General features: G+C 72.3%; 12 protein-coding genes. 7 read left to right on the plus strand and 5 right to left on the minus strand.

The window, feature by feature from the left end; translation table 11 throughout:
* Positions 1–9: 9 nt before the first annotated feature.
* From QWY84_RS01145 to QWY84_RS01155, 3 genes are all read right to left on the minus strand, one after another.
* Positions 10–2,310, minus strand: a complete 2,301-nt coding sequence (locus QWY84_RS01145; protein ID WP_290200603.1) for an NADP-dependent malic enzyme — start codon at positions 2,308–2,310, stop codon at positions 10–12.
* 160 nt (positions 2,311–2,470) lie between these two features.
* Positions 2,471–2,869, minus strand: coding sequence for a DUF4870 family protein (locus QWY84_RS01150; RefSeq protein ID WP_290200604.1), 399 nt, complete (start codon positions 2,867–2,869; stop codon positions 2,471–2,473).
* A complete protein-coding gene (locus tag QWY84_RS01155; RefSeq protein WP_290200605.1) occupies positions 2,866–3,693 on the minus strand; it encodes a CDP-alcohol phosphatidyltransferase family protein in 828 nt (275 codons plus the stop codon). Before QWY84_RS01155 ends, QWY84_RS01150 begins: the two co-directional genes overlap by 4 nt.
* 71 nt (positions 3,694–3,764) lie before the next feature.
* Between QWY84_RS01155 and QWY84_RS01160 the strand changes: the two genes are divergently transcribed.
* The 5 genes from QWY84_RS01160 to QWY84_RS01180 are packed head-to-tail and all read left to right on the plus strand — an operon-like array spanning position 3,765 to position 7,919.
* On the plus strand, positions 3,765–4,742 hold the full coding sequence (locus tag QWY84_RS01160) for a zinc-dependent alcohol dehydrogenase (protein WP_435372970.1): 978 nt from the start codon (positions 3,765–3,767) through the stop codon (positions 4,740–4,742).
* 12 nt (positions 4,743–4,754) lie between these two features.
* Complete coding sequence (locus QWY84_RS01165) at positions 4,755–5,180, plus strand: 6-pyruvoyl trahydropterin synthase family protein (protein ID WP_290200607.1); 426 nt, start codon at positions 4,755–4,757, stop codon at positions 5,178–5,180.
* Positions 5,177–6,229 carry a glycosyltransferase family 4 protein gene (locus QWY84_RS01170; protein ID WP_290200609.1) on the plus strand — a complete coding sequence of 351 codons (1,053 nt, stop codon included), beginning with the start codon at positions 5,177–5,179 and terminating at the stop codon, positions 6,227–6,229. Before QWY84_RS01165 ends, QWY84_RS01170 begins: the two co-directional genes overlap by 4 nt.
* Positions 6,226–7,026 (plus strand): class I SAM-dependent methyltransferase, encoded by an 801-nt coding sequence (locus tag QWY84_RS01175; protein WP_290200610.1) that lies wholly within the window; start codon positions 6,226–6,228, stop codon positions 7,024–7,026. Before QWY84_RS01170 ends, QWY84_RS01175 begins: the two co-directional genes overlap by 4 nt.
* Positions 7,023–7,919 carry a lysylphosphatidylglycerol synthase transmembrane domain-containing protein gene (locus tag QWY84_RS01180; RefSeq protein WP_290200611.1) on the plus strand — a complete coding sequence of 299 codons (897 nt, stop codon included), beginning with the start codon at positions 7,023–7,025 and terminating at the stop codon, positions 7,917–7,919. The genes QWY84_RS01175 and QWY84_RS01180 overlap by 4 nt, the downstream gene beginning before the upstream one ends.
* Here QWY84_RS01180 and QWY84_RS01185 read toward each other — a convergent pair.
* Entirely contained in the window at positions 7,888–8,748 is an 861-nt protein-coding gene (locus QWY84_RS01185; protein WP_290200613.1) for a RibD family protein, read from the minus strand. The two genes, QWY84_RS01180 and QWY84_RS01185, sit on opposite strands and share 32 nt — an antisense overlap.
* A 109-nt stretch (positions 8,749–8,857) precedes the next feature.
* On the opposite strand from QWY84_RS01185, the gene ribA reads away from it, so the two are divergent.
* Positions 8,858–9,979, plus strand: a complete 1,122-nt coding sequence (gene ribA / locus QWY84_RS01190; protein ID WP_290200614.1) for a GTP cyclohydrolase II RibA — start codon at positions 8,858–8,860, stop codon at positions 9,977–9,979.
* A gap of 178 nt (positions 9,980–10,157) precedes the next feature.
* On the opposite strand, the gene QWY84_RS01195 is transcribed toward ribA, so the two are convergent.
* Positions 10,158–10,943, minus strand: coding sequence for an FkbM family methyltransferase (locus QWY84_RS01195; RefSeq protein ID WP_290200615.1), 786 nt, complete (start codon positions 10,941–10,943; stop codon positions 10,158–10,160).
* 220 nt (positions 10,944–11,163) lie between these two features.
* Here QWY84_RS01195 and QWY84_RS01200 point away from each other — a divergent pair, with 220 nt between their 5' ends.
* The gene (locus QWY84_RS01200; RefSeq protein ID WP_290200616.1) at positions 11,164–12,762 is read left to right on the plus strand and encodes a GGDEF domain-containing protein; all 1,599 of its coding nucleotides are present in this window, start codon (positions 11,164–11,166) and stop codon (positions 12,760–12,762) included.
* The last annotated feature ends 27 nt before the right edge of the window (positions 12,763–12,789 follow it).

The raw sequence follows: 12,789 nt of genomic DNA on the forward strand, positions 1-12,789 counted from the left end.
CCCGGATGATCAAGCCTGTTGAACGGCCTCTTCCTGCGCCGCTTCGTGCGCCTGCGTCTGGGCGACGGTCAGCGCGCTCATGTTCACCAGCCCGCGCACGGTAATCGACTGCGTCACCACGTGCGCGGGCTGCCGCGCGCCGATGAGAATCGGCCCCACGGACACGCCGCCGCCCAGCACCTTGAGCAGGCTGTAGGCGATGTGCCCGGCGTCCGCGCCCGGCATGATGAACAGGTTGGCCGCTCCCTGCAGCCGCGAGTCCGGATACGCCGCGTCGCGGATCTCCTGGGACAGGGCCGCGTCGGCGTGCATCTCGCCGTCCACCTCGAGGTCCGGCCGCTCCCGGTGCAGGCGCCGCACCGCCTCGCGCATGCGCAGGGAGGCGTCGGAGTCCTGGGTGCCGAAGTTGGAGCGCGACACCAGCGCGATCTTGGGCTCCATGCCGAAAGCGCTCACCTGCTCCGCCGCCATGCCGGTCATCTCCACCAGCTCCTCTACCGACGGTGCCATGGAGGCGTGCGAGTCGCAGATGAAAAATGTGCCCGCGGGCAGTATCAGCGCCGTAATGGTCGCCAGCGAGTGCACGCCGTCAGCGACGCCGATGACGTGATCGACATCGTCCAGGTGCCGCTGGAACTTGCCCACGGAGCCGCAGATCATGCAGTCGGCATCGCCCTTGCGCACCATGAGCGAAGCGATCACCGTCGCGTTGGTGCGCACCGTGGCCTTGGCCTCGTCCGGGGACACGCCCCGGCGCCCCATGAGCCGCTGGTACTCCGTGTGGTAGTCGCGGAAGCGGGGGTCGTTGTCCACGTCGACGATGGTCACATCCTGGCCCGCTCGCAGGCGCAGGCCCAGCTCGCTCATGCGCGCCTCGATGACCGACGGCCGCCCCACCAGCATGGGTGTCGCCAGGCCCTCGTCCACCACTTCCTGGACGGCCTGGAGGACGCGCCGGTCCTCGCCCTCGGCGTAGACCAGCCGCCGGGGCCCGTGGCGGGCCCGCTCGAACAGCGGCTTCATGAGCAGCCCGGACTTGTACACGAACTGGATGAGCTGCTGCCGGTAGGCGCCGAAGTCCTGGATGGGCCGGACGGCGATACCGCTGTTCATGGCCGCCCGCGCCACCGCCGGGGCGATGCGCACCAGCAGCCGCGGGTCGAAGGGGCTCGGAATCAGGTAGTCCGCGCCGAAGCGCGCCGCCGCGCCGCCGTAGGCCTTGGTCACCAGCTCGGAGGGCTCGTCCATGGCCAGGTCGGCGATGGCTTCCACCGCCGCCATCTTCATGGCGTCGTTGATATCCGAGGCGCCCACGTCCAGGGCGCCGCGGAAGATGTAGGGAAAGCAGATGACGTTGTTCACCTGGTTGGGGTAGTCCGAGCGGCCGGTGGCGATGATGGCGTCGGGACGCACCTCCCGGGCGGTCTCCGGCAGGATCTCCGGGGTCGGGTTGGCCAGCGCCATGATCACCGGATGATCGGCCATGCGCCGGACCATGTCCGGCTTGAGCACGTTGGGCGCCGACAGCCCCAGGAACAGGTCCGCCCCGTCGATGACCTCGTCCAGGGTGCGCGCGTCCGTGTCCCGGGCATACGCCGCCTTCCAGCGGTCCATGCCGTTCTCGCGGCCGGTATGCACGACGCCGTCGATATCCGTCACCGTGATGTGCTCGCGCCGCACCCCGAGCTTCACCAGCAGGTCCAGGCAGGCCAGCGCCGCCGCCCCCGCCCCGCAGCACACCATGCGCAGGTCCTCGAAGGACTTGCCCACCACCCGCAGCGCGTTGGTCACCGCCGCGGCGACAATGATCGCCGTGCCGTGCTGGTCATCGTGGAACACCGGGATGTTCATGCGATCGCGCAGCGCCTCCTCGACCACGAAGCACTCCGGCGCCCGGATGTCCTCCAGGTTGATGCCGCCGAAGGTGGGCTCCAGGCGCGCCACCGTCCGGACGAGCTCCTCCGGATCGTTCTCCTCCACCTCCAGGTCGAAGACGTCGATATTGGCGTACTTCTTGAACAGGACGGCCTTGCCCTCCATCACCGGCTTGGCCGCCAGCGGCCCGATGTTGCCGAAGCCCAGCACCGCCGTGCCGTTGGTCACCACGGCCACCAGGTTGGCGCGGATGGTCACGCGTGCCGCCTCGTCCGGATCCGCTAGAATGGCCTGGCATGCCGCGCCCACCCCAGGCGAGTACGCCAGGGACAAATCCCTCTGGTTGGCGAGCGGCTTGGTCGGGGCGATCTCCAGCTTGCCGGGGCGCGGCTCCCGGTGGTATCGCAGTGCCTGTTCCTGGAAATCCTTGCTCATGGGCGCTCCCGCTGTTCTGGCTGACTCGGTGTGCGGGCCGGGGGCACCGGCACCCCGTCAAGAGTACGCGTCTTTGCCGCCGGCGTGGCAGCCCCCGGAATCGCCGCCCGCGCGGCGCACGTGGTTCGGTTGTTCGTGACGCCCCGGGGCCTGCGGGACATCAACGTCCGGTCCAGAGGCTTTCCGGATGATCGATGGGTCGATTCTCGCTGAGCCGGGACAGCCCCACCGCGCAACGGACGATCATCCAGATCATCCAGGCGAACAGGATCAGCAGCCCGACGCCGAAGACCGACAGCAGCGAGCCGACCACCACGGCCAGCAGGCTCCACCAGAACGTCCGGATCTGGAAGGCGTAATGGCTCTGCACCCAGGCCGGGGCATCGCCGCGGTTGACGTAGGCCAGCACGACGCCGACCAGCGCGGTGATCGCGGTGACAAAGCTCACCAGGTACAGGATGTACACCACCATGGGCATCTGCCGCGGATTGCCGCCGCCCGCTTGCGGCGCTTCGGCGCGCGAGTCCGTCGCCGGCTCTTGTGGCTCGGTACTGCTCATGGGCGTGATCTCCTGCGCCTGGCCTGCGAGCGAAGCATTGTTGCAGCCCGGGCGTCAGCGGCCAAGCCTTGGTGCCGGTGACGGAGCAGCCAGGCGACATCCACCAGGAACGAGCCCGCGAGCACCAGGAGCGCCGCCGCCACGCCGCCGCGGGCCGCCCCTGCGGGGACACCGGGCACGAGCACTGCGGTGAGGGTGATGCCCGGGATCACGCACGCCGCCTTGCGGCGGAACGATGGCGGCAAGGGCGCCCGCAGGACCGGCAGCAAACAGCCGGCGACAACGAACGCGTAGCGCATGGCACCGATCAGGAGGACCCAGGGCCCCGTCAGGCCGGTTCGCCACACCAGCAGGCCGAGCGCCAGGAGCACCAGCGCGTCCAGCTCCATGTCGAACCGCGCGCCGAAGGCGCTGCTCGACCCGATGCGCCGGGCGAGCCAGCCGTCGACCCCGTCGAGGACCAGAACCATCGCGGCAAGCACCGGGGGCAACCAAGCGCCGGATCCGGCCAGGGCCTCCGGGTGGAGCGCCAGCGCCGGCAACGGCAGCGCCAGGACGCCGCGGCCCAGGGTGACCCGGCTGGCCGGGCCCAGGCCGCCGACGGGCAGCTGCGCCCGCAGGAGAAACAGTCCGGCGGCGCCGGCCAGGGCCAGCATCATGACCGCCACGGGGACCCTCGGCGGCACGGGCAGCACGGCGTACACTGCGGCGGCGAGGCCCGCGGATGCAGCCAGGGCGAGGAGCAGCTCCAGCGACAGCATGTGCCCGCGATGGGGCACCGCGCCGGAGGCGGTCCGGCGAGAGCGGCTACCGTGGATGTACATGCCTGGTATATGGTCCCTACAGGAACGGTATACCGGAATCCTACCATGCGCCCATGCAGGTGGAGGCAGAGGTGAGCCCCCCGACGACAGCACGCCAGTTCCGCATCCTGGAGCCGGGCCGCGGCGCCCTGGTCTCCGTGCCCCTGGAACGCCCCGGCCCGGACCAGGTGCTGGTCCGGGCGCTGTACTCCGGCGTCAGCCGCGGCACCGAGAGCCTGGTCTTCCACGGCCGCGTACCGGCCAGCCAGCGCGAGGCCATGCGCGCGCCCTTCCAGCAGGGAGACTTCCCGGGACCGGTGGCCTACGGCTACATCAGCGTCGGCGAAGTCGTGGACGGGCCGCCCGGGCTGGCGGGCCGGACCGTGTTCTGCCTGCATCCGCACCAGGATTATTACGTGGTGCCGGCCGATGCCGTCACCCCGCTGCCGGACGGTATTCCCCCGGAGCGCGCCGTGCTCGCCGCCGGCATGGAGACCGCCCTGAACGCTGTATGGGACGGCCTCCCCGGTCCCGGGGATACCGTCACGGTCATCGGTGCGGGTGTCATCGGCCACCTCATCGCCTGGCTGTGCCGGGATCTTCCGGGGGCCCGGGTGACACTGGTGGACCCGGTCGCCGCCCGGGAGGACAGCGCCCGCCGCCTGGGCGTCGCCTTCGCGACGGCAGCGCCGGAGGCGCCGGCGGACCGGGTCTTCCATGCCAGCGGCACGGCCGCCGGCCTGGCCTCGGCGCTGGCCTGCGCCGGCGTCGAGGCCCGGGTGGTGGAGCTGAGCTGGTACGGCGACGAGCCTGTCGCCGCGCCCCTGGGCGAGGCGTTCCACTCCCGGCGCCTGCAGCTGCGCAGCAGCCAGGTGGGCCGGGTCCCGCCGGACCGCCAGCCCCGCTGGGACACCGCACGGCGGCTGCGGCTGGCGCTGAGCCTGCTCGCGGACCCGGCGCTGGACGCCTTGATCTCGGGGGAGAGCACCTTCGGCGAGCTGCCGGCACGCATGCCCGCGCTCGCCGCTGCCCCCGACGGCATCCTGTGCCACCGCATCCGCTACCGTTGAGGATACCGAGCCATGTACAGCCTGACCGTTCGCGAGCACATCATGATCGCCCACAGCTTCCGCGGCGAGGTGTTCGGCCCCGCGCAGCGGCTGCACGGGGCCACCTATCTGGTCGATGTCACCTTCCGGCGGCCGCACCTGGACCGCGACAACCTGGTGGTGGATATCGGCCGGGCCACGGAGCAGCTCCGCGCCACGCTCGCGCCGCTGAACTACGCCAACCTGGACGACGACCCGGCGCTGGCCGGCCAGAACACCACCACGGAGTTTCTCGCCGGGACGATCTTCGCGCGCCTGGCGGCGGCCATCCGCGACGGCCGCCTGGGCGAGCAGGCCCGGGGCGTTACCCACATGGCGGTCACCCTGCACGAATCCCACGTCGCCTGGGCCTGCTACGAGGCCGCGCTGGGCGACGACACCCCGGGCGCACCGGCGTGACGGAGGCGTTGCACTTCCTGGTCCCCGGATCCCTGGAGGCGTGCACCGGGGGCACGCTCTACGACGCGCGCATGATCGCGGCCGCGCGCGCGGCGGGCACGGTGGTGCCCGTCCACGAGCTGCCGGGGCGCTTCCCGGACGCCGATGCCGTCGCCCGGGACGCGCTGCACGCCGCCCTGGGCGCGGTCCCCGACGGCGCCGTCGCCGTCGTCGACGGCCTCGCCCTGGGCGACCAGCCGGACACGGCCATCCGCCACGCGGGGCGGCTGCGTCTGCTAGCACTGGTGCACCACCCGCTGGCCGACGAGACCGGCGTGGACGCGACCACCCGGCAGCGGTTCCTTGAGCGGGAGCCGCGGGCCCTGCACGCCTGCCGCGGGGTCATCGTCACCAGCGCGTTCACCGCCGAGCGCCTGCAGGCGCTCGGCCTGCCGGCCGGGCGCATCCGCATCGCCGAGCCCGGAACCGCACCGGCCGCGCCCGCCCGCGGACCGGGCCCGGGCGCACCGCCGGCACTGCTGTGCGTGGGCAGCCTCACGCCCCGCAAGGGGCAGGACGTGCTGGTCGCCGCCCTGGCGACGCTGGCGCAGCGACACTGGACCTGCACCCTGGCCGGGTGCACCGACGCCGATCCGGCCTTCGCCGCCGGCGTCCGCGAACGCATCCGGGCAACCGGCCTGGGCGATCGCATCACGCTCGCCGGACAGTGCCCGCCGGAGGCACTGGATGCCCTGCTTGCCGGGGCATCGATCTTCGTGCTGCCGTCGCGCTACGAGGGCTACGGCATGGCCCTGACCGAGGCCCTGGCCAGGGGGCTGCCCGTGGTCAGCACCACCGGCGGCGCCATCCCCCGGACGGTGCCGGCGGACGCCGGCCGGCTGGTCGCGCCCGGCGATCACCGCGCGCTGGCCCGGGCACTGGACGAGCTGCTGCAGGATCCCGCCGCCCGCGCGGCGGCCGCCGAGGCGGCCCGGCGCCACGCCGCGGGCCTTCCGGACTGGCCCCGGGCCGCCGGGCAGTTCGCCCGGGCCGTGGAGGCGCTGTCGTGAGCGACCGTTTCGCCGCCGACTGGCTCGCCCTGCGCGAGGCCGCCGATCGCGACGCCCGGGCCGAGGCGCTGCTGACCCCGCTGCGGGCGCACCTGGGCGAGCGGCCACTGCAGATCACGGACCTGGGCGCGGGTACCGGCGCCAACCTGCGCTACCTGGCGCCGCGCCTGCCGGGGCCGCAGTCGTGGACCCTGGTCGACCATGACGCGGAACTGCTTTCCCGGGCTCGCGCGCCGGGACCCGACGTGCAGGTCCAGTGCATGGCGGCGGATCTCGCAGCGACCCCGCTACCGGGCGCCCGCGCTGCCGACCTGGTGACCGCCTCGGCCCTGCTGGACCTGGTCTCGCAACCGTGGCTGGACGCGCTCGCCGGCGCCTGCCGGCAGCAGGCAAGCGCGGTCCTCCTGGCGCTGAGCTACGACGGGACCATCCACTGGCAGCCCGGCATCCCGGACGACGAGATGGTCCGCGAGCTCGTCAACTGCCACCAGCGTCGCGACAAGGGCTTCGGCCCCGCCCTGGGACCCGAGGCCGGAGCGGCGGCGGAGGCCTGCTTCCGCGCGCACGGGTTCACCACCTGGCTGCGGGCGAGCCCGTGGTCGCTGCCGCCGGCCCGTGCCCCCCTCCAGCACGCCCTGGTGGAGGGCTGGCTGCACGCCGCCCGCGAGCAGGCTCCGGAGCAGGCGCCGCGATTGAAGGCCTGGGCGCGCAGCCGCCGCGACGCCGTCGCGGCGGGCACGCCCTCGCTGCGGGTCGGCCACGTCGACCTGCTGGCACTGCCTCCCGGGCCGCCATGACACGCCGCACCGGCCTGCTGCTGCGGCTGTCCGTGAGCATCGCCCTGCTGGTGGCGGTGGCGACCGTGGTGGATACCGACCGCCTGCTGGGCCATCTGCATGCATTCCACCCGGGCTGGACCGCCCTAGCGCTGCTGCTCATGCTTGTGCAGCACGGCATCTCGGCGTGGCGCTGGCGTTTCACCGCGCACCGCCTGGGCGTGGACCTGCCCCGGGGGACGGCCGTGCGCGAGTATTTGCTGGCCGGCTTCGTCAATCAGGTCCTCCCGGGCGGCGTGCTCGGGGACGTCTCCCGGGCCTGGCGGCACGCCCGCGGCTCGGGATCCGCGGCCGCCGCCGTCTACGCGGTGGCGCTGGAGCGGGCCTCGGGTCAAGCGGTCATGGCGCTGCTCGCCGCCCCGGCGCTGCTGACCCTGGGCGGCCTGGTCCCTCCGGGCATCGCCTGGCCGGCGGCGGCAGCGACGGCAGCGGGCGCGCTGGTGGCCGCCAGGTGGCTGCCCGAGCCGCCCGGCACGGGCGCCGGCGGCTTCCTGCCGGCGGTCCGGCAGGCCCTCGTGGCCCGGGCGGCGCTGCCCGTGCAGCTGCTGAGCTCGGCCCTGGTCGTCGCCACCTACCTCGCAGTCTACTACGCGGCCGCCCGGGTCATTGGCGCGGACATTGCCGGGGCCACGCTGCTGCCCCTGGTTCCCGTCGTACTCCTGGCCATGCTGGTGCCGGTCACCGTCGCCGGCTGGGGCTTGCGCGAGGGTGCCGCGGCGCTGGTGTGGGCGGCGGCCGGGCTGGACCCGGCCCAGGGCGCCGCCATCGCCGTGGCCTACGGCGTGCTGGTTCTGCTGGGCAACCTGCCCGGGGCCCTGTGCCTCAGTCCCCGCCGGATGCGGGGCGACCGGTGAAGATCCCGGAAAGCAGGAAATCGAACAGCACGTCGTCGCCGAGGCGGAAGTTCCGGCACGCCGGCCGCATGGCCTGGTCCATGGTGGCGATGGGCGGCAGGCTCAGGCCGGGGCGCCCGGAGCCGATCACCACCGGTGCCACGGTGACGTGCAGGCGATCCAGCACGCCGGCGGCGAGGAACCGCGACACCGTCTGCCCGCCGCCCTCGATGAGCACCCGCTGCCGGCCGTGCCGCCGCAGGAGGGCGAGGACCTCCCCCGGGGCGAAACCGTCCTCGCCCGCCGGGAGCACGGCCCGTTGCGTCTCCCCGCCGGGCTCGGGCTCGGCGCGGCTGCGGATCAGCAGCGTCGGCCCGGCGCCGTCCCGGAACAGCCGGAAGCCGGTGTCCAGCCGGTTGCGCGGATCGAGGACCACGCGCAACGGCTGGTCCCCCGGGACTTCCCGCACCGTCAGGCGCGGGTTGTCCGCGACGATTGTCCCGGGGCCGACCACCACGGCATCCGCCAGTGCGCGCAGCCGGTGCAGATGACGGATGTCCTCGGCGCCGGTGACAAATCGCGAGTGGCCGGAGTCCGTGGCGATGTGGCCATCCAGGCTCTGGCCGAGCTGGGCGATGGCATAGCAAGGTTGAACCGCCAGCGGCAGGTAGAGGTCGAATAAATGGTGTGCCTCGGCATTCACCGGCAGCAGGGGCTTCCAGTGGCCACCCGGCAGGACCCGGATGGCGTCCTCGCCGCCGGCGCGCAGTACGTCGTCGTCCGTGCCGGGGCAACGGGCCTTGCACCGGCGAATCAGGTCCCACGCAGTGGCGGCGTCAATCGGGTCCAAGATCGGTCTCCCTGCCCCCCGGCCGCATCGCGTCCGGAGGAACGGCTGTCAAACTTACGGTACACTGCGGTGGATCGAAGCACATCAGTACAAGGATTCGACAGAACATATGCAACAGGCTGAACGTGCCATTTTCGATCTCCGCCGCGGGCAGCCGGTACGCATCACCGACGGCGAGTGCGACGTGCTGACGCTGGCCGTGGAGAGCCTCACGGAGGAAAGCCTGGCGCGCCTGCGCGGGATGTGCAACGGGGCCCCGGCGCTCGTCATTACGGCCAACCGCGCACGCACCCTGGATCTCGACCCCGGGGACGCGCCGGCGGTACGCCTGGCGCTGCGCGAGGACGCCGCCACCGCGGACATCCATGCGCTGGCCACCGCCGTGTGCAGCGACCCCGCGGACCATTCGCTGCACCCGACAACGGTGCCCGCCGCCCGCGCCGAATATGCGGCCACGCACATGGCGCGCGCCGGGAAGCTGCTGCCCGCGGTGATCACCATCCGCGCCCGGGGCACGGACGCGACCGGGCTCGATCGCCTGGAGAGCGACGGCACCATTCTTCACGTCACCGCGGACGAGGCGCTCACGGTTCCGACCACGCCCTGGCTCGATCCGGTGCATGTCAGCGATGCCCGCGTCCCGCTGGCCGATGCCGACAACACCCGGTTCCTGCTGTTCCGCGAGGCCAACGGGCTGCACGAGCACGTTGCGGTCGTCATCGGCGAACGCGGGCAGTGGCCCGACCCGGTGCCCATCCGGATGCACTCGGCCTGCCTCACGGGCGATCTGTTCGGCAGCCTGCGCTGCGACTGCGGCGAGCAGCTGCGCAACAGCGTGCGCACCATCGATGCCGCCGGGGGCGGCGTGCTGCTGTACCTGGCCCAGGAGGGCCGCGGCATCGGGCTCGCCAACAAGCTGCGCGCCTACAATCTCCAGGATGCCGGCATGGACACCCTGGAGGCGAACTGCTCCCTGGGATTCGGCGCGGACGAGCGCCACTACGACGCGGCCGTGGCCATGCTCCGGCACGTGGGCGTCGAGCGCGTCTCGCTGCTCACCAACAACCCCCTCAAGATCGGCGCCCTGGAGGAAGGCGGCATCACCGTCGCGGACCGCCAGCCCCTGCACGGCTCGCTCAACCCCCACAACGTGCGCTACCTCAACACCAAGGCGGAACGTTCCGGCCATTGGCTGGACGAGCTCTTCGCCCGGGCGCTGCCGGACGAGTGATCCGCCGGGGGCGGGCGTCCGAATGCAAGAGGCGTCCGGGCCCGCGTGGGTGCGGGCGGGATCGCAGGGGTCGCGACCGTGGGAGGGGCTTCAGCCCCGAATCCAGGGCCCGGGGCGCTGCGGGAAGTCGCGGCTGAAGCCGCTCCCACAGCCATGCGAGCCGTCCGCCGTCGCAGGGTCAGTCGCGACCCGCCTCCGCCCCATCAGCGCGCAACGCATAGATATCCCCCGAGGCCGCCCCGTCCGCGCCGCCCGCGAGCCAGGCATCGATATCCGCGCCGTCGTGCCAGTGCGGCCATCGATACCGCCGGCCCTCGCCGATGATGACGTTGAAGCGGTACGCGCCGAGCTGCCCGAGACGCGCCACGCAGGACCGGGCGATGTCCAGGCCGCCGGCGACGAACTCGAACGACAGCGCCGCCAGCGGGCGGCTCAGCCCGGCAAGCACCTGGGCCTCGTAGCCCTCGACGTCGATCTTGCAGAACGCCGGCTCGCCGTACTCCCGGATGAGCTGGTCCAGAGTGACCACGGGAACGGTGACCGTCCCGGGCCACGTCACCCGCCCGAAACCGGCGTTGGCCGCGTGCACCGCCGATCGCCAGGGGGCGCTCATGGACGACACGGAGGGATGGGATAGGCTTACGGCCAGGACGGCCTGCCCGGAGGCGGCGCCGACGGCTTCCGGACGGATGGTGACCGCCGGATGACGGCCGGCGATGCGCTGCAGCCACCGGCGGATCAGCGGCTGGGGCTCCAGCGCCACCACTCGCGCCCCCAGGCCCGCGAAAGCCATGGTACGGTCCCCCAGATGGGCGCCGATGTCCAGGACCAGGGCACCCGGCCGGATCCACGGTCGGTACATCCGCCGCAGGGCCTGCTGGCGCCCCGGGCGCCAGTAGATCAGAAGCGACCGCAGAAGGCCCGGGACGCCCCGGAGCCCGGAACGTGTTTCCTTGCTGGACACAGCGGGCCTCCCGTTTGCTCCACCCCGCGACATGGATCACGGGCGACGTTCAGGGGATCGATTATCCTGGTTTCCTGTAACCCAGGTTCGTTGGATTTTGCCTGCCCTCTGGGGCATCGAGGCAAAGTCGTCGGTCCGGCGGCGTAGCGCGCGCGACGGCGAGGCAGCGAGATCGGATTACAGGGAACCAGGTCGGCAGGGCAGGAACAAGGATCGTGTGATGACAGGGACATCAGGGGGAACACCGCCGGGGGGCCGGCCGGGGAGCGCCGTCGATATTGCCGGGCTCCACCGGGCCTGGGACCAGGTCGCCGACAGCGGCGACGGCATCGGCCGCGTCCATGAACGGGCGGCAGCGCTGGCGGATACCGCCCGGGCGGCGGGCGAGCCGCGCATCGCCGAGCTGGCCGTGATGGTCGGGCTGCTGTGCGAACCCGTAGTCAGCGGTGAGGAGACGGTTACCCGCGAGTTCCGGTCCACCGTGAACAACTACATCGAGGCCCTGGACCGGGCCCACGAGGAGCGTGAGCGCGCGGCGGAAACCGAGGAGCACACGCCGGTCGCCCACGGCCGCATCTGCCTGCTGGCGGACGACGGCGACCACGGCATCCAGGAGCTGATCCGCCAGCTGGAGCACTTCGGCTACACCGTCGTCCTGGCGGCGGACGACGCGGGCCTGCTGGACGAAGTCCGGCGGGTGGTGCCCCTGGCCGTCATTGTCGACCACGATCACTTGCCCAACGACTCGGTACTGGGCCAGCTCCCGGCCCCGCTGCGCCGGGCGGCCGGGGACAACCTGCCCGTCCTGGCGCTGAGCTCCTCCGGCGGCATGACCTACCGGCTGTACGCCGCCCGGGCCGGCATCCAGGTCTACCTGGTGAAGCCGGTGAGCACCCATGACCTCATCGACCAGCTGGAGCAGTTCGCGCCGGCCACGCCGCCGGAGCCGCTGAGCATCCTCCTGGTCGAGGACAGCCGGACGCAGGCCACCTACTTCGCCTCCATCCTGGAGCAGGCCGGAATGCGCGTGCGTACGGTGGCCGATCCCCTGCGGGTTCTCGATACCCTGCAGGAGGAGTCCACGGACCTGATCCTGATGGACATGTACATGCCCCAGTGCAACGGCCACGAGCTCGCCCGGGTCGTCCGGCAGGTACCGCGCTACGCCAGCATCCCCATCGTGTTCCTGTCATCGGAGACCCAGGTGGACCGCCAGCTGGATGCCATGAGCCGCGGCGGCGACGATTTCCTGGTCAAGCCCATCGAGCCCGGCCACCTGATCCGCTCGGTGGCCATCCGTGCCGAGCGGGCACGGACCCTGCGCTCCCTCATGGTCACGGACAACCTTACCGGGCTGCTCAACCATACCCGCATCAAGGAAGAGCTGGACAACGAGGTCAACCGGACCCGGCGCCGCGGCGGTACGCTGGCGTTCGTCATGCTGGACATCGACCACTTCAAGGCGGTCAACGACAGCCACGGCCACCCGGCCGGCGATGCCGTGCTCCGCAGTCTGGCGCGCCTGCTGCAGCAGCGGCTGCGCCGCTCCGACGCCATCGGCCGCTACGGCGGCGAGGAGTTCGCCATCATCATGCCCGACGCCGATGCCGAAAGCGCAGCCGGCGCCCTGGAGAGCATTCGCCGCAGCTTCGCCAGCCTCTATCACGACGGCCACGATGGCCCCTTCCGCGTGACCTTCAGCGCCGGCGTGGCCGCCTTCCCCGCCCACGAAACCCGCGACCGGATCACCCTGGCCGCGGACAGCGCCCTGTACCGGGCAAAGGAGCAGGGCCGCAACCGCATCGTCCTGGCCGAGTAGTCGCGGGGTCCCGCCGGGTTGCCCCCG

The organism is Aquisalimonas lutea, from assembly GCF_030409225.1.
GTDB classification, from domain to species: Bacteria; Pseudomonadota; Gammaproteobacteria; order Nitrococcales; family Aquisalimonadaceae; genus Aquisalimonas; species Aquisalimonas lutea.